Origin of the sequence: Pseudomonas medicaginis, from assembly GCF_965119365.1 — a bacterium.
GTDB lineage: Bacteria > Pseudomonadota > Gammaproteobacteria > Pseudomonadales > Pseudomonadaceae > Aquipseudomonas.
This window is the reverse complement of sequence record NZ_OZ221631.1, coordinates 186,281-202,867: the sequence shown is the minus strand read 5'-3', so window position 1 is coordinate 202,867 and position 16,587 is coordinate 186,281. Positions and strand designations below refer to the sequence as shown.

The following is a 16,587-nucleotide window of genomic DNA, read 5'->3' as shown; positions in this document are numbered from 1 at the left end:
GGCGCGGGCTCAGCTTTCCAGCCAGACGTCCCGGGCCCAGTGCCAGACCGACTCCCAGGTTTCCTCGGCGATCAGTTCTTCTTCGGCCTGCCACAGCACCACCGTACCGTCCTCTTCGACGCAATAGTAATCGTCGCCGTCCTGGCAGATCGGGATCAGGCTGCGGTCGACGCCGGCATCCCAGGCATTGGCGGCCACGTCCGGCAGGTAGGTGTGGGACTGTGGATCGGTGACGGTTACCGGCTCCAGGCTGCCGTAGACGACATCGCTGACGGTCAGTAAAAACTCCCTGAAGACGAATGGGATATCGATGAACAGCTGCTCTTCGATCTCTACCAGCAAGTCTTCGTCGGGCAATTCCAGCGGGACCGGTACGGGCTCGTTGGCTTCACGCAATTGTTCGATGATTTCTTCCACGTCCGGGGATCCTCTTTCTCGATGGCGCGGTTTTACATGGAGCGGTTTATACAGTAGCTCGCTATAGATGCAACCGCGAAATAGAAAACCCCGGCCTGGGCCGGGGTTCTTTATTTCAACATGCAAAGCGGGCAAAGGTTCAACCGTTTTGGCGGATACCTGCTACCAGCCAAGGCTGGTCATCGCCCTGGGCGCGTTCCATGTTCCAGCTTTCGCTGAACGCTTCACCCTTGTCGAAGCGAGAGTCCTTCGACACACCGCTGAAGGTCAGGGTGGCGATGGTCTTGTCGGCACGATCGTCGACGCCATCCAGCTGCACCTGCAGGTTATCGATGTAGGTGGACTGGAAGCCATCACCCAGCTCGGCCCGCTCGCGCTTGAGGAATTCCAGCAGTTGCGGCGTCACGAACTCGGCGATCTTGTCCATTTCGTTCGCGTCCCAATGCTGCTGCAGGGACATGAAGTGGCTGCGCGCGGCTTCGATGAAGCGTTGCTCGTTGAACCAGGCCGGCGCATTGATGACCGGACGGGCGGCTGCGGGAGCGGCTGAACCACCGAAGATCGAACCGCTGGCAGGCTGCTGCTGGTTGAACACTTCACGCTGCATCGGCGCGTGGCCAGCCGGAGCGAACTGCTCCTGCTGCTTGCGACGACGAGCGGCAATGAAGCGGAAGACCAGGAAGGCGATGACCGCCATGATCAGGATGTCGAAGATCTGCATGCCCTGGAAGCCGTCGCCCATGAACATGGAGGCGAGCAGGCCACCGGCGGCGATGCCGGCCAGGGGGCCGAGCCAGCGCGAAGCACCGCTGGCCTTGGTGGCAGCGCCCGCGGCACCGGCCGCGCCTGCGGTGGCAGCGGTGGAGCCGGCGGCAGAAGACGGCGCCATCTGGCTGGTCTGGTGAGTCGGGGCTGCTCCCGAGCTTTTACCACCGCCAAAGCGCTTGGCGGCATTGGCGTCGATGGCCATCGTCAGGCCGATGCACAACGCCATGGCGATGCTAAGAAAACGTTTCATATTAAGGCATTCCCATTTGTGGATAGCACGCGCGCCATGTTGCACAGCTGAACTGTTGCTGGCTAGCGGCAGAGTGTTTCGGGCTTTTGCGTGACAGGTTAGGTTCAGCTTCGGCTGTGCAAGAAGGCTTGTTCACTTTGGGCTGTAGGAAAGCGGAACAAGTTCTATCGGAAATGTTTCCCAGAACAACTGTGGGAGCGAGCTTGCTCGCGATAGCGGTGTGTCAGTCAGCGCCAATATTGACTGATCGACTACTATCGCGAGCAAGCTCGCTCCCACAAGGGCCTACACAATTCCCTAGATCGCCTCGAGCTTGGCATACCCCAGCATCAGCCACTTGCTGCCTTCGCTGAAGTTCACCTGCACCCGCGCCTGGGCGCCGGCCCCCTCGAAGTTGAGGATCACGCCGTCGCCGAACACCGAGTGCCGCACGGTCTGGCCAAGGCTGAAGCCGGTTTCCGGGATTTCGCTGCCGCCGAACAGGCTACTGCTGCTTTGTTGCTGGCCGCCACCGAACGGTCGGCTGACGCTGTTGGACAGCCGCACTTCCTGGATCAGGCCCTTCGGTACTTCACGTACGAAGCGCGACACTTTGTTGTAGGTCTCGCTGCCATACAAGCGTCGGGTTTCGGCGTAGGTCATGACCAGATTCTGCATGGCGCGGGTGATACCGACATAGGCCAGGCGCCGTTCTTCTTCCAGGCGCCCCGGTTCTTCCAGGCTCATCTTGTGGGGGAACAGGCCTTCTTCCATGCCCACGAGGAACACGTAGGGGAACTCCAGGCCCTTGGCGCTGTGCAGGGTCATCAGCTGGATGCTGTCTTCATGTTCGTCGGCCTGGGTGTCGCCGGCCTCCAGGGAGGCGTGACCCAGGAAGGCCGCCAGGGGCGACAGGTCTGCGTCTTCTTCGGTGTTTTCGAAGTTGCGCGCGGCGCTGACCAGTTCCTCGAGGTTTTCCACCCGGGCCTGGCCTTTCTCGCCTTTTTCCGCTTCGTGGTAAGCGATCAGGCCGGACTGCTCGATGACGGTCTGGGTCATCAAGTGCAGGGGCATTTCCCCGCATTTGGCGGCCAGGTCTTCTATCAGGTCCATGAAGGCCTTCAGGGCGCCTGCGGCGCGACCGGTCACGCCTTTGTTGGTCACCAGCTGGCGCATGGCTTCCCACATGGACACGTGGCTGTGGCGCGCATGATCGCGAATCGCCTCGACGGTTTTCTCGCCGATGCCCCGCGTCGGCACGTTGATCACCCGTTCCAGGGCCGCGTCGTTGCCGCGACCTTCGATCAGGCGCAGGTAAGCCATGGCATTCTTGATTTCAGCACGCTCGAAGAAGCGCTGGCCCCCATAGATGCGGTAGGGGATCCGTTCGCGCAGCAACGCTTCTTCCAGTACCCGCGACTGGGCGTTGGAACGGTACAGGATGGCGATGTCGCTGCGGGCCAGGCCGGTTTTGAGCGCGCTCTCGATGGTTTCCACCACGTAGCGGGCTTCGTCGTGCTCGTTGAAGGCAGCGTAGAGGTTGATCGCCTCGCCTTCGCTGCCGTCGGTCCACAATTCCTTGCCCAGGCGCCCGGTGTTGTTGGCGATCAGGGCGTTGGCGGCCTTGAGGATGCCGGCGGTGGAGCGGTAGTTCTGTTCCAGGCGGATGACTTCGGCGTCGGGAAAGTCCGCCGAGTACTGGTGAATGTTTTCGATCTTGGCGCCGCGCCAGCCGTAGATCGACTGGTCATCGTCACCCACCACCATCAGGCTGTCGCCGCCCTTGGCGAGCAGGCGCAACCAGGCGTATTGCACGGCGTTGGTGTCCTGGAACTCGTCCACCAGTACATGTCGGAAGCGCTTCTGGTAGTGAGCCAGCAGGCCCGGGTGGTCACGCCACAGGTCCAGGGCTCGCAGCAGCAGCTCGGAAAAGTCGATCACCCCGGCACGCTGGCACGCCGCCTCGTAGGCTTCGTAGATGCTGCGCATGGTCGCCAGGAACAGATCACCGCTGGCTTGGATGTGCTGCGGGCGCAGGCCTTCGTCTTTCTGGCCGTTGATGAACCATTGGGCCTGGCGGGCCGGCCAGCGCTGTTCGTCCAGGCCCAGCTCGCGGATCACCCGCTTGACCAGGCGCTGCTGGTCGTCGCTGTCCAGGATCTGGAAGGTCTGGCTCAGCCCGGCCTCCTGCCAATGCGCCCGCAACAAGCGGTGCGCCAGGCCGTGGAAGGTGCCGACCCACATGCCGGCGGGGTTGATGCCCATCAGTTGTTCGATGCGATGGCGCATCTCGGCCGCGGCCTTGTTGGTGAACGTCACCGACAGGATCGAATGGGGCGAGGCGTTCTCGACCTGGATCAACCAGGCGATACGGTGCACCAGCACTCGGGTTTTACCGGAGCCGGCACCGGCCAGGACCAACTGACGACCCACGGAGGCAGCTACGGCCTGACGTTGGGCATCGTTGAGGGAGTTCAGCAGAAGGGAGAGATCATCGCGCATCGGGGCATTCTAGGGTGCGGCGTCACCCCGGGCAAACCGAGCTTTGCATCAGCCGATAAAAGACCGCTGGGTGATGACCGGCGGGTCACAGGCTACAGGCGTTGGCGGGACTCGCCCGGGCGGGTCTCCACCCAATGAAATAGCGACTTTTTCAGTATTTTTATGAGCTGAGGCAGTGTGGGATGGCCCATGGCTTGTGTATGCTCGGTGCTCGTTTCGGGTTCTCCACGCTCCACTGAATAAGAACAACAACAGTGCCAATGACCCTCAATTACGATCCGGCGGGCCCCAGTGTGGAACCACGGGTCATCTGCAAGCAGTACGCCACGCAGATGGCGGTCGAGCGCACACGTCTGCTGTATCAAGGCTCACTGTTGCCTACCTTGTTCATGCTGCTCAACGGCCTGGTCAGCGCGGCGCTGTTATGGGAGCCGCGACGCTATTTCCTGGTCAGCGTCTGGCTCGTCTGGTTGTTGTCACTGGTGGCGTTGCGGGTGATCCAGGTGGCGGCGTTCGATTCGGCGATACCCAGCCGCCAGGCACACCCGATCTGGTTGCGTATGTTTTTGCTCGGCTCGGCGATGACGGGCCTGACGCTCGCCGGTGCCGGCATCGCGCTGGTCCCGGCCGACAGCTTCCAGCAGCAGGCCTGGGTGTTCGGCCTGATTGGCGCGGCCGCCCTGTCGGCCAGCGTGGCTTACGCCGTGAGTCTTCCGGCGTTCCTGTCCTTTGCCTTGCCTTGCCTGTTACCGGCCATTGGTTATCTCTTCTGGGGCGGCGATGACCAACAACGCGGGTGGGGCTGGCTCGGGTTGATTGTGCTGGTTTCCTTGAGCGTGGTGGCCTGGCAAGTCAACCGCTTGATCCAGAATGGCATGCTGCGCCGTTTCCAGAACCAGGCCCTGATCGAGCATCTGCAGCAAACCCAGGTCCGCAGTGCGCTGCTCAACGAGGCGCTGGGCAGGGAGGTGGAGCAACGGCGCTCGGCCGAGGAACAATTACGGGTGGCCCAGGTTGGCCTGGAGGCGCGGGTGGCGCAGCGCAGCCTTGAACTGGAGGTCGCCAGCCAGGCCCTGAGCAAGAGCGAGGCGCGCCTGGCCTTGGCCCTCAAGGCCAGTGAGCTGGGGTTGTGGGATTGGAACCTGCAGACTGACGAAGTCCATCACACTCAGCTCAAGGAACTGTTCGGCCTGGAGCCCGAATTCGTCACGGCGATGCTCAGCCACCTGACCCCGCGCCTGCACCCTCAGGACGTGCCGGCGCTCAAGCGGGCCCTGGTCGAACACCTCAAGGGGCGCAGCGAGGATTACCAGATCGAATACCGCGTGCGTCACGGCGATGGCCACTGGGTCTGGATCGAAGACCGTGGCCGGGCCGTGGAACGCAGCGCTAGCGGACGGGTGTTGCGCATGGTTGGTACCCGGCGCGACATCAGCGTCAGCAAGGAACTCGAGCAGCAACGGCAGTTGGCGGCCACGGTGTTCGAGGCCGCCAGCGAAGGCATCGTGATTTTTGATCCCAACTACCTGCTGCTCGCCGCCAATCAGGCGTTCACGCGGGTCACCGGTTTCAACATCGAGGACATGCTGGGGCGTAACGTGGTCGACCTGCCGTGCAGCCGCGATGCGCGCCGGCACTATCCCACCATTCGCCAATCGCTCAAGCAGCACGGCACCTGGCAGGGCGAATTGGTGGAGGCGCGGGCCAACGGTGAGTTGTACCCGCAATGGCTGCAGCTGAACGTCGTGCGCAATGCTCGGGGAAATGTCAGTCATATTGTAGGCTTCTTCGCCGATCTTTCGGCTCGGCGCGAATCCGAAGAGCGGATGCGCTACCTGACTCATTACGACGAACTGACCGGGTTGGCGAATCGTTCGCTGTTCCGCGAGCGCCTGAACGAAGCGCATCAGCGGGTGCGCCAGGGCGGACGGCGCAGCCTGGCGTTGCTGCATATCAACCTGGACCGTTTCAAATTGCTCAACGACAGTCTCGGCCATGACATCGCCGACCAGTTGCTGCAGAAAATGGCACGGCGCCTGATCAATGCACTGCCTGAGGCAGATACCATCGCCCGGTTATCCGGCGATGAGTTTGCGGTGTTGTTCGATGCCTATGGCAACCTTTCGAGCCTGGCGCGGGTGGCGACCCGATTGGCCGCCAAGCTGCGCGTGCCGCTGACCATCGAGGGCCATGAACTGGTGCTCAGCGCCTCCATCGGTATCAGCTTGTTGCCCGACAACACGCGGGAAATTGCCACGTTGGTCAGCCAGGCAAACATGGCCATGCAACATGCCAAGCACCTGGGAGGCAACAATTTCCAGTTCTATACCGAGAGTCTCCAGGCCAGCACGTTGGAGCGCTTGCAACTGGAGAATCAACTGCGCAAGGCCTTGGAAGAACATCAACTGAAGGTCTTCTACCAGCCAAAATTGTGCCTGGCGACGGGGCGCCTGAACGCTGCCGAGGCGCTGGTGCGCTGGGATCATCCGATCATGGGCCGGGTGCCGCCGGGGGATTTCATCGGTCTTGCCGAAGAAACCGGGCTGATCGGGCCGATTGGCGAGTTCGTGTTGCGCCAGGCCTGCTGGCAGGCGTGCGAATGGCAGCGCCAAGGGCTCGAGCCGATCAGGGTCTCGGTCAATCTGTCGGTGCACCAATTGCGCCAGGGCAAGCTGGTCAGCCTGGTGCGACAAGTGCTGGAGGAAACCGGCCTGGCGCCCCAGTACCTGGAGCTGGAGTTGACCGAGAGCCAGTTGCTCGACAGCGTTGAACACATCATCGCCACGTTCCAGCAATTGCGCGATCTTGGGGTCAAGCTGGCGATCGACGATTTTGGCACCGGCTACTCATCCCTGAGCTACCTCAAGCGTATCCCGGTGGACTACGTGAAGATCGACCAGGCATTCATTCGAGGGCTGGGTGAAGGCAGCGTGGATGCCGCCATTACCCGGGCGATCATTGCGATGGCCCATGGACTGTCGCTCAAGGTAGTGGCTGAGGGCGTCGAGCGGCAGGAGCAGCTCGAGTTCCTCAGGAACGAAGGTTGCGATGAGGTGCAGGGGTATCTGATCAGCCGGCCGGTGGAAGCGCAAGGCTTGGCCGTTTTGTTGCGGATGCAACACTTGACGGAATGAACCTGATCCAGATTTTTAACTTCCCGCCCAACCAATTTATTGGCCTGGCGGGAAGTCATGAATAGGTGCTTAGTGGGTCACCAGCACTTCATTAATATGATGCAGCAACTGCCCTTCGAAAAAAATGCTTACGCCAGTGACATGAGATTCCCCCGGCACTTTGTATTCGACAACTCTGTCGGTGACGACCGGCAGTGAAATGCCGTTGGTATCGTCAAGTTTCAGTTCCAATCGCAGATCAAAGGACTTGTCCTGCATTGGGCTGCGTACCAGCCTGGGTGTAATGCCGGTGTGGGGTACGGTTACAGTGCCGAGGGTACGGAAAGAAGCAGCACCTGGCATGCGATCGATATATGCGGCCCAATTCTTAGTTGTGATGGTCATGGTAGTAACTCCTGTAATTAAGTTGATTGCGTCCTGCGCGATCCAATATATCGACTTTGATTTGGTAGTGTCTGGAAGAATGCGACTGGTATTGTAAAAAGAAGTGAGTTGTTGGCGGGTTATCAGGTGCTTCGTTGTGGTCTGTTGTCCATTGCTGTGGGACAAGTTGTTGGGGAAGTTACCCATAGTCGGTGATTCAAATAACGGTTTTTCCCACTCGCCAGAGACACGGGCCGAGTCCGGGATCACCGGACTGGCAGCACAGAGGGTTTGTGCAACGGTACAAGCTGCTACATCGAGCGATCCTCGGCCAAAACAAAGGGGCCGCGAGACAATCCAGTTACGTTTTGGGCGGGCAAAGAGCCAATTCTTGTAGTATAACTACAAGCTTGCTACATCCCGGCATCTGCCCATAACAAGAGTCCAGCCCCTTGAACCTGTTGCAACACATCGCCCAGTCACGCCACTTGCTGCGCAAGTCGGAGCTGAAAGTCGCCGATCACGTACTGCTTGATCCTGCGGCCGTGATGCATAGCTCCATGGCCGATCTTGCCCACAGCGTCGGCATCAGCGAACCGACCATCGTGCGCTTCTGCCGGGCCATTGGTTGCTCGGGTTTCCAGGACCTGAAACTCAAGCTGGCGCAAAGCCTGGCCGCCGGTGCGAGCTTCGGTCAGTTTGCGATCCATGAAGATGATTCCGTGGCGGACTACAGCCTGAAGATCTTCGACACGACCTTGCATACCCTCATGGAGGTTCGCGAGAAGCTCGACCCGGTGGCGTTGCAAAAAGCCGTCACGGCCATGTCCCAGGCCCAGCGTGTCGAGTTTTATGGCTTTGGCGCTTCGGGCGCGGTGGCGGCCGATGCCCAGCACAAGTTCTTCCGGTTGCTGCTGACGGCGGCGGCCTATTCCGACCCGCACATGCAGGCCATGTCGGCGGTGACCTTGAAGCCCACCGATGTGGCGATCTGCATTTCCCAGTCGGGGCGTTCCAAGGATCTGCTGATCACTGCGAACCTGGTGCGTGAAAGCGGTGCTTCGCTGATCACCTTGTGCCCGAGCCAGACGCCGCTGGCGGAGCTCTCCACGGTGAACCTGGCCATCGACGTGCATGAAGACACCGAGATCTACACGCCGCTGACCTCGCGCATCGCTCACCTGGTGGTGATCGACGTACTGGCGATGGGCGTCGCCATGGCCCGTGGCCCGAGCCTGGTCAACCATCTCAAGAGTGTGAAGCGCAGCCTTCGCAGCCTGCGGTTGTCGCCCAAGTCGGTGAAGGCACTGGACGACTGAGCCCCAAGTCTTCAGGGCAAGCGCTCTTGTGGCGAGGGGATTTATCCCCGCTGGGCTGCGAAGCAGCCCCCAAAAAGGCAACTCGGTGTGCCAGGAAGATTGAGTTTGCTGCTTCAGGGCTGCTTCGCCGCCCAACGGGGATAAATCCCCTCGCCACAGGCTTAACCCTCTAAAAGATCCCGTCGCCCAAATTCATCGATCTGTAACCCTTGCGCCGCCAAACCGTCATCCCTCGCCGTCATCGTAAAGCTCCCGTATACGTCTTGGGAGTCTCGACATGACCCAGTCCTACGAAGAACGCAGCGCCGTCAAAACCCGTCGTCAGCAGGAAGACCAGCGCCGTATGGCGTTCCGTCGTGCCATCGAAGACCGCTACGAGCAGCGCCAGCTTCTGGCAGAGATCAGCGAATTTCCTGACGCCACAGAGTTCAATTACTGGCAGGCAACGCCGGCGGCTTCCCGTCGAAACGCTCAACCAGGCCGCTGATTTGCGCGCGCTCGCCGCGCACGAACGCCAGGAAAGCATGGGCCACCGGTGACAGGCGTTTGGCCCTGGCCTGTACCAGGCACCAACTGCGGTACAGCGGCAACTCCTCCACCGGCAGCTCAATGAGCGCGCCGGACGACAGCTCTCGGCTCACGGCGTGGCGCGTCAACAGCGCTACGCCCAGCCCGGCCACCACGCACTCGCGCTGGGCCTCCGCTGAAGCCACTTCCAGCGTCTGGGTGAAATGCACCCGTTTCTCCTTGAAGTATTCCTCGCAAGCCAGCCGCGTGCCGGATCCCGGTTCGCGCAACAGCAGCGTGTAGGGTTCCAGGTCCTGCAAGCGCAGTGGACCCAGGTGACACAGGGGATGATCGGGTGGCGCCACGGCGACGATCGGATTGTTGAGGAAGGGCAGGAACTCCAGGCCCATGTCCAGGGGCACCATGGACATGATCACCAGGTCGTCACGGTTGTCCGAGAGCCGGCGGATGACCTGGCCGCGATTGACCACCGTGAGGTTCAGGTTGACCTCCGGATGCTGGCGCTTGAACGCGGCGAACAGGTGTGGAACGAAGTACTTGGCGCTGGACTCCACCGCCAGCTTCAATTGGCCTTGCAGCGAACCCTGCATGTCCGAGAGCTGCATGTCGAGGTTTTCCAGGCGTCCGAAGATGTCTCGGCTGGCACGTTGCAGGGCTTCGGCGGCTTCGGTCATGTAGAGTTTTTTGCCGACATACTCGAACAAGGGCTGGCCAATCAGCTCTTCCAGGGATCGAATCTGTAGGCTGACGGCCGGTTGCGTGAGAGACATTTCGTCGGCTGCACGGCTGTAGGACCTCAGGTCGCACACCTCATTGAAAATCTGCAATTGACGCAATGTCATACGCATCAATGACTTACGCATTTTACAAGTACCCCTGGGTGAGACGGATAGCGCGACTATAAGTCTTTACTTATGCATGACCCAATAATTATTCATTTTTGTTAATCACCAGCCAGGACTAGTGTGGAGCTGCGACCGATTGTTACATCTGGTCACGCGTCGGCCTGGACCCCAGGCCGTGGTATCACCGGCTCAAGGGAACCTCCAATTGATAACAAAGATCCTGATCGCCAACCGTGGTGAGATTGCCGTTCGCATCGTGCGCGCTTGCGCCGAGATGGGCATTCGCTCGGTCGCGGTCTACTCCGACGCGGACCGACATGCATTGCATGTCAAGCGTGCGGACGAGGCCCACAGCATCGGCGCCGATCCGCTGGCCGGCTACCTCAACCCGCGCAAACTGGTGAACCTGGCGGTGGAAACCGGCTGCGATGCCTTGCACCCCGGCTACGGCTTCCTCTCGGAAAACGCCGAGCTGGCAGACATCTGTGCTGAGCGCGGCATCAAATTCATTGGCCCGTCGGCGGAAGTCATTCGCCGCATGGGCGACAAGACCGAAGCGCGCCGCAGCATGATCAAGGCCGGTGTGCCGGTCACGCCGGGCACCGAAGGCAACGTGTCGGGCATTGAAGAAGCGCTGACCGAAGGTGATCGGATCGGGTATCCGGTGATGCTCAAGGCCACGTCGGGCGGCGGCGGTCGCGGTATCCGTCGTTGCAACAGTCGTGAAGAACTCGAGCAGGCCTTCCCGCGGGTCATTTCCGAAGCCACCAAGGCATTCGGTTCGGCGGAAGTGTTCCTGGAAAAGTGCATCGTCAATCCCAAGCACATCGAAGCGCAGATCCTGGGTGACAGTTTCGGCAACGTAGTGCACCTGTTCGAACGCGACTGCTCGATCCAGCGCCGCAACCAGAAGCTGATCGAAATCGCCCCGAGCCCCCAGTTGACCCCCGAGCAGCGCGCCTACATCGGCGACCTGTCGGTGCGCGCCGCCAAGGCCGTGGGCTACGAGAATGCCGGTACCGTGGAGTTTTTGCTCGCCGAGGGCGAGGTGTACTTCATGGAGATGAACACCCGGGTGCAGGTGGAGCACACCATCACCGAAGAAATCACCGGTATCGACATCGTTCGCGAACAGATCCGCATCGCCTCCGGGCTGCCGCTGTCGGTCAAGCAGGAAGACATCCAGCACCGTGGCTTTGCGTTGCAGTTCCGCATCAACGCCGAGGACCCGAAAAACAACTTCCTGCCCAGTTTCGGCAAGATCACTCGCTACTACGCCCCTGGTGGCCCGGGCGTGCGCACCGATACGGCGATCTACACCGGCTACACCATTCCGCCGTTCTACGATTCGATGTGCCTGAAACTGGTGGTCTGGGCCTTGACCTGGGAAGAAGCGATGGACCGTGGCCTGCGAGCCCTGGATGACATGCGCCTGCAGGGGGTCAAGACCACCGCCGCGTATTACCAGGAGATTCTGCGCAATCCGGAATTTCGCAGCGGCCAGTTCAATACCAGCTTCGTTGAAAGCCACCCTGAACTGACCAACTACTCGATCAAGCGCAAACCCGAAGAGCTGGCCTTGGCCATCGCCGCCGCCATTGCCGCCCACGCAGGCCTGTAAGGAAAGTATGACCATGTCCAAGAAGATCTTTGTTACCGACACAATCCTGCGCGACGCCCACCAATCGCTGCTCGCTACCCGCATGCGCACCGAAGACATGCTGCCGATCTGCGACAAGCTCGACAAAGTCGGCTATTGGTCGCTGGAAGTCTGGGGTGGCGCAACTTTCGACGCCTGCGTGCGCTTCCTCAAGGAAGACCCGTGGGAGCGCTTGCGCCAACTGCGCGCGGCGCTGCCCAATACCCGCCTGCAAATGCTCCTGCGCGGCCAGAACCTGCTGGGCTATCGCCATTACAGCGATGACGTGGTCAAGGCGTTCGTGGCCAAGGCCGCGGTCAACGGCATCGACGTATTCCGCATCTTCGACGCGATGAACGACGTGCGTAACCTGCGAGTCGCCATCGAAGCGGTGAAGGCCGCCGGCAAACACGCCCAGGGCACCATCGCCTACACCACCAGCCCGGTGCACACCATCGAGGCGTTCGTGGCCCAGGCCAAGCAGATGGAAGCCATGGGCTGCGACTCGGTGGCGATCAAGGACATGGCCGGCCTGCTGACCCCGTATGCCACTGGCGAACTGGTGAAAGCGCTGAAGGCCGAGCAATCGTTGCCGGTGTTCATCCACTCCCACGACACTGCCGGCCTGGCCGCGATGTGCCAGCTCAAGGCCGTCGAAAACGGCGCCGATCACATCGACACCGCGATCTCCAGCTTCGCCTGGGGCACCAGCCATCCCGGCACCGAGTCGATGGTTGCGGCCCTTAAGGGCAGTGAATTCGACACCGGCCTGGACCTGGAATTGTTGCAGGAAATCGGCCTGTATTTCTACGCCGTGCGCAAGAAGTACCACCAGTTCGAAAGCGAGTTCACCGCGGTGGACACTCGCGTCCAGGTCAACCAGGTGCCGGGCGGGATGATCTCCAACCTTGCCAACCAGTTGAAAGAGCAGGGCGCACTGAACCGGATGAACGAAGTGCTGGCGGAGATCCCGCGCGTGCGCGAAGACCTCGGCTTCCCGCCGCTGGTGACCCCGACCTCGCAGATCGTCGGCACCCAGGCGTTCTTCAACGTGTTGGCCGGTGAGCGCTACAAGACCATCACCAACGAAGTGAAGCTCTATCTGCAGGGTGGCTACGGCAAGGCGCCGGGTTCGGTGAACGAGAAGCTGCGTCGCCAGGCCATCGGTAGCGAAGACGTGATCGACGTGCGTCCGGCCGATTTGCTCAAGCCGGAAATGACCCGGCTGCGGGGCGAAATCGGTGCACTGGCCAAGTCCGAAGAGGACGTGCTGACCTATGCCATGTTCCCGGACATCGGTCGCAAGTTCCTCGAAGAACGTGAAGCCGGAACCCTGACCCCGGAAGTGCTGCTGCCGATCCCCGAGGCGGGCAGCGTGGGCTCCGCGGGCGGAGAAGGCGTGCCGACCGAGTTCGTCATCGACGTCCACGGCGAAACCTACCGCGTCGACATCACCGGTGTGGGCGTTAAGGCCGAAGGCAAGCGTCACTTCTACCTGTCCATCGATGGCATGCCGGAAGAGGTCGTGTTCGAACCGCTCAATGAGTTTGTCGGCGGCGGCAGCAGCAAGCGCAAGCAAGCCACTGCGCCGGGCCACGTCAGCACCACCATGCCGGGCAACATCGTCGATGTGCTGGTCAAGGAGGGCGATGTGGTGAAGGCGGGCCAAGCGGTGCTGATCACCGAAGCCATGAAGATGGAAACCGAAGTCCAGGCGGCCATCGCCGGCAAGGTCACCGCCATTCATGTCGCCAAGGGCGACCGGGTCAACCCGGGCGAGATCCTGATCGAGATCGAAGGCTGAATAAACAGCCTCGATACAACGTTTTAACCTCGGGGGGGCATGTGCTCCCCTTTTTTTTTTCGTTGATGACCGAAAGAGCGCCCGTTCAGGGGCGACCTCCATCAAGCCCGCATGTCCAGCGCACCGACGGTCCCGGCTCGGCAACTGGATGCTGGGAGGTGGGTCCAGCTCTCGTCTGGGCTGGCTTTCAGGTGTTTCCCTATTCAGCGGTTATGCTGATACGCCTTCCCATAATGCCGCTCCATCCGCGCCTGAATCAGCTCCAACGCAATGGACATCAACCAGTAGATGATCGCCGCCGTGGTCAGCATCTCGATGTAGCGATAGCTGGAACGACCATAAGACTGCGCCAGGAACATCACTTCCCAGACCCCCATCACCGAGATCAGCGAGGAATCCTTGAGCATGGAGATGAACTGGTTGGTGGTGGGCGGGATGATGGTGCGCATGGCCTGGGGCAGGGTGACGCGCCAGAAGATCACGGTTTCGCTCAAGCCCAGCGCCAGGGACGCTTCGCGTTGGCCGTGGGGGACGCCAACGATGCCGGCGCGGAAGATTTCGCTCAGGTAGGCGCCGTAGTTCAGCGACAGGGCGATGATCCCGGCGGTGACGGCGCCGGGCACCACGCCCAGCTGGGGCAGGCCCAGGTAGATCAGCAGGATCTGGATCAGCAGCGGCGTGCCGCGAAAGAACGACGCGTAGAAGCTGGCGATGCCGAACGCCACCGCACTGCTGGACAGGCGCGCCAGGGCGGTGATGAAGCCCAGCAATGACGAGGCGACGATCGAACACACGCACAGGAACAGCGTCAGCACCGCCCCTTGCAGGAAACCGTTGGGGGCCAGGTGCAGCCCCAGCAGGTTCGGCAACTTGTCGAGGATGATGGAGAACTTCAGGTCAAAGCTCAGGAAGAAGCTGGCGAACAGCACCAGCATCGTTGCCCAGGTCAGGTACAACCGTGTGCGGAAACCAAGGATTTTCTGCAGACGCGACTCGGCCACCGGTTGCGGTGGCCGAGAAGGAGACGGGAAAGAGGTCATTGGGTGATGTCGGCGCCGATCCATTTCTGCGAGAGTTTGCTCAAGGTGCCGTCCTGTTTCAACTGGGCAAAGACTTCACGCACCTTGCTGTCCCACTGGGCGTCGCCTTTTTCGATGGCCACCGCGTTCGGTTCGGAATAGAGCGGCTCGCCGGCCAGCTTGAAGCGCTTGTCTTCGGTCAGGCGCGGCTGCGCCGTCACCAGGTTGGTCAGCACCGCATCCAGGCGCACCCCGGCGCCCAGGCCCAGGTCCTGGAATGCCACGTTGTCGGTGTCGTACGGGGCGATCTGCACGTCCTCGAACGGATAGCTCAGTTGGGTATCCTCGGCGCCTTCGATCACCAGGTTCTTGTTCAGGTAACTCTCGTAGCTGGAGGCGCTGGTGAGGCCGACTTTCCGGCCGCTCAAGTCCTTGGCGCCGTGGATGCGGTCGTCCTTGGCGTTGACCACGATCACCGCAGGCGAGGCGTAGTACTGCACCGGGAAGTCGAACACTTCGGCGCGGGCCTTGCTCGGTGTCATGGAGCAGATGCAGATGTCATAGCGCCCGCTCCAGTGCCCGGCCGCGATCACATCCCAGGACGGGGTTTCCAGGCGCAGCTTCACGCCCAGTTTCTCGGCCACGGCCTTGGCCACGTCGACGTCAAACCCGTCGAGCTGGTTCTGATCGTTGAGGAACGAGAAGGGTGGATAGCTTTCCATCAGCACGCCGACCAGTTCTTTTTTCTGTTCGATGCGGTCCAGGGTGGTGCCGGCGAACACCTGCGACGAAGCGGCCAGTAGCGTCAGGCCCAGGGCCAACAAAGGTTGAAGTTTCATGTGCAGTCCCTGGTAAAAATAAGTTGTGGTCAGCCAATGGCTGCGTATTAAATAGTTATAAGAACGACTCCGATAGTGAGTATTTTTCATAAGCTTATGAGTGAATCGCATATGGGCGCAGCAACGACAGTCATTCTCGATGGCGGCATGGGCCGCGAACTGCAACGCCGGGGCGCGCCGTTCCGCCAGCCCGAGTGGTCGGCCCTGGCCTTGAGCGAAGCACCGCAGGCCGTGGAGGCCGTGCACGCGGCCTACATCGCCAGCGGAGCCAATGTGATCACCAGCAACAGCTACGCGGTGGTGCCATTTCACATCGGCGAGGCGCGCTTCGCCGCCGAAGGCCAGGCATTGGCCGCGCTGGCGGGGGAGTTGGCGCAACGGGCCGTGCAGGCGTCCGGCAAAGCGGTGCGGGTGGCCGGTTCGCTGCCACCGCTGTTCGGTTCCTATCGGCCCGACCTGTTCGATGCCTCCCGCGCCAGCGAGCTGTTGACGCCTCTGGTCACCGGGCTGGCGCCTCATGTCGACCTGTGGCTGGCTGAAACCCAGAGCTCTACGGTCGAGGCGCGGGCGATCCACGCCGGCCTGCCGAAGGATGGCAAGCCGTTCTGGCTGTCGTTCACCTTGAAAGACGAAGACACGGACGAAGTGCCGCGCCTGCGTTCCGGCGAACCGGTGGCGGACGCTGCGGCGGTCGCGGCTGAACTGGGCGTCGAGGTGTTGCTGTTCAACTGCAGCCAGCCGGAAGTGATCGGCGCGGCCATCGATACGGCGCGTGACACCTTCGAACGCCTGGGTGTGAAGATCGACATCGGTGCCTACGCCAACGCCTTCCCGCCGCAACCGAAGGAAGCGACGGCCAATGATGGGCTGGACCCGCTGCGCGATGACCTCGATCCACCGGGCTACCTCCGATGGGCGGCGGACTGGCAGAAGCGCGGAGCCAGCCACCTGGGCGGTTGCTGCGGGATCGGGCCGGAGCACATTGCGGTGCTGGCGCAAAAGCTGGCCTGAGCCTTTGCCCCCCCGAATCCTCTGTGGGAGCGGGCTTGCTCGCGAAGAACGATAACGCGGAACCTTTGTCAGGCCGCGCCGGCCGCTTCGCGAGCAAGCCCGCTCCCACAGAGGGCCTTGCAAAGGTCATATCAGCTTACGCTTGCCTTCCGGTTCAGCCGCCTGCGAAT

General features: G+C 61.4%; 13 protein-coding genes. 6 read left to right on the top strand and 7 right to left on the bottom strand.

Going from position 1 to position 16,587, the window contains the following annotated elements; translation table 11 throughout:
- Nucleotides 1–9: 9 nt before the first annotated feature.
- From ACMTA2_RS00920 to uvrD, 3 genes are all read right to left on the bottom strand, one after another.
- Nucleotides 10–417 carry an SMI1/KNR4 family protein gene (locus ACMTA2_RS00920; RefSeq protein WP_003187120.1) on the bottom strand — a complete coding sequence of 136 codons (408 nt, stop codon included), beginning with the start codon at nucleotides 415–417 and terminating at the stop codon, nucleotides 10–12.
- A 139-nt stretch (nucleotides 418–556) separates the two neighbouring features.
- Nucleotides 557–1,435, bottom strand: a complete 879-nt coding sequence (locus ACMTA2_RS00915) for a Tim44 domain-containing protein (protein ID WP_413793334.1) — start codon at nucleotides 1,433–1,435, stop codon at nucleotides 557–559.
- A 297-nt stretch (nucleotides 1,436–1,732) separates the two neighbouring features.
- Entirely contained in the window at nucleotides 1,733–3,916 is a 2,184-nt protein-coding gene (gene uvrD, locus ACMTA2_RS00910; RefSeq protein ID WP_413793333.1) for a DNA helicase II, read from the bottom strand.
- Between the two features lie 260 nt (nucleotides 3,917–4,176).
- Between uvrD and ACMTA2_RS00905 the strand changes: the two genes are divergently transcribed.
- On the top strand, nucleotides 4,177–7,050 hold the full coding sequence (locus ACMTA2_RS00905) for an EAL domain-containing protein (RefSeq protein ID WP_413793332.1): 2,874 nt from the start codon (nucleotides 4,177–4,179) through the stop codon (nucleotides 7,048–7,050).
- Between the two features lie 69 nt (nucleotides 7,051–7,119).
- Here the strand turns inward: ACMTA2_RS00905 and ACMTA2_RS00900 are convergent, their stop codons facing one another.
- The gene (locus tag ACMTA2_RS00900; RefSeq protein WP_413793331.1) at nucleotides 7,120–7,434 is read right to left on the bottom strand and encodes a hypothetical protein; all 315 of its coding nucleotides are present in this window, start codon (nucleotides 7,432–7,434) and stop codon (nucleotides 7,120–7,122) included.
- 431 nt (nucleotides 7,435–7,865) lie between these two features.
- Between ACMTA2_RS00900 and hexR the strand changes: the two genes are divergently transcribed.
- Both hexR and ACMTA2_RS00890 read left to right on the top strand, forming a co-directional pair.
- On the top strand, nucleotides 7,866–8,732 hold the full coding sequence (gene hexR / locus ACMTA2_RS00895; protein WP_003187110.1) for a transcriptional regulator HexR: 867 nt from the start codon (nucleotides 7,866–7,868) through the stop codon (nucleotides 8,730–8,732).
- A gap of 277 nt (nucleotides 8,733–9,009) precedes the next feature.
- On the top strand, nucleotides 9,010–9,219 hold the full coding sequence (locus tag ACMTA2_RS00890) for a PA3496 family putative envelope integrity protein (RefSeq protein ID WP_413793330.1): 210 nt from the start codon (nucleotides 9,010–9,012) through the stop codon (nucleotides 9,217–9,219).
- Here ACMTA2_RS00890 and ACMTA2_RS00885 read toward each other — a convergent pair.
- Nucleotides 9,161–10,123, bottom strand: a complete 963-nt coding sequence (locus ACMTA2_RS00885; RefSeq protein WP_413793329.1) for a LysR family transcriptional regulator — start codon at nucleotides 10,121–10,123, stop codon at nucleotides 9,161–9,163. The genes ACMTA2_RS00890 and ACMTA2_RS00885 overlap by 59 nt on opposite strands.
- 187 nt (nucleotides 10,124–10,310) lie before the next feature.
- On the opposite strand from ACMTA2_RS00885, the gene ACMTA2_RS00880 reads away from it, so the two are divergent.
- A complete protein-coding gene (locus tag ACMTA2_RS00880) occupies nucleotides 10,311–11,726 on the top strand; it encodes an acetyl-CoA carboxylase biotin carboxylase subunit (RefSeq protein ID WP_003206982.1) in 1,416 nt (471 codons plus the stop codon).
- 13 nt (nucleotides 11,727–11,739) lie between these two features.
- The gene (gene oadA / locus ACMTA2_RS00875; protein WP_413793328.1) at nucleotides 11,740–13,548 is read left to right on the top strand and encodes a sodium-extruding oxaloacetate decarboxylase subunit alpha; all 1,809 of its coding nucleotides are present in this window, start codon (nucleotides 11,740–11,742) and stop codon (nucleotides 13,546–13,548) included.
- 203 nt (nucleotides 13,549–13,751) lie between these two features.
- On the opposite strand, the gene ACMTA2_RS00870 is transcribed toward oadA, so the two are convergent.
- Entirely contained in the window at nucleotides 13,752–14,588 is an 837-nt protein-coding gene (locus ACMTA2_RS00870; protein ID WP_413793327.1) for an amino acid ABC transporter permease, read from the bottom strand.
- Complete coding sequence (locus ACMTA2_RS00865) at nucleotides 14,585–15,406, bottom strand: ABC transporter substrate-binding protein (RefSeq protein WP_413793326.1); 822 nt, start codon at nucleotides 15,404–15,406, stop codon at nucleotides 14,585–14,587. The genes ACMTA2_RS00870 and ACMTA2_RS00865 overlap by 4 nt, the downstream gene beginning before the upstream one ends.
- 111 nt (nucleotides 15,407–15,517) lie before the next feature.
- Here ACMTA2_RS00865 and ACMTA2_RS00860 point away from each other — a divergent pair, with 111 nt between their 5' ends.
- Nucleotides 15,518–16,417 (top strand): homocysteine S-methyltransferase family protein, encoded by a 900-nt coding sequence (locus tag ACMTA2_RS00860; protein ID WP_413793325.1) that lies wholly within the window; start codon nucleotides 15,518–15,520, stop codon nucleotides 16,415–16,417.
- Nucleotides 16,418–16,587: the final 170 nt, after the last annotated feature.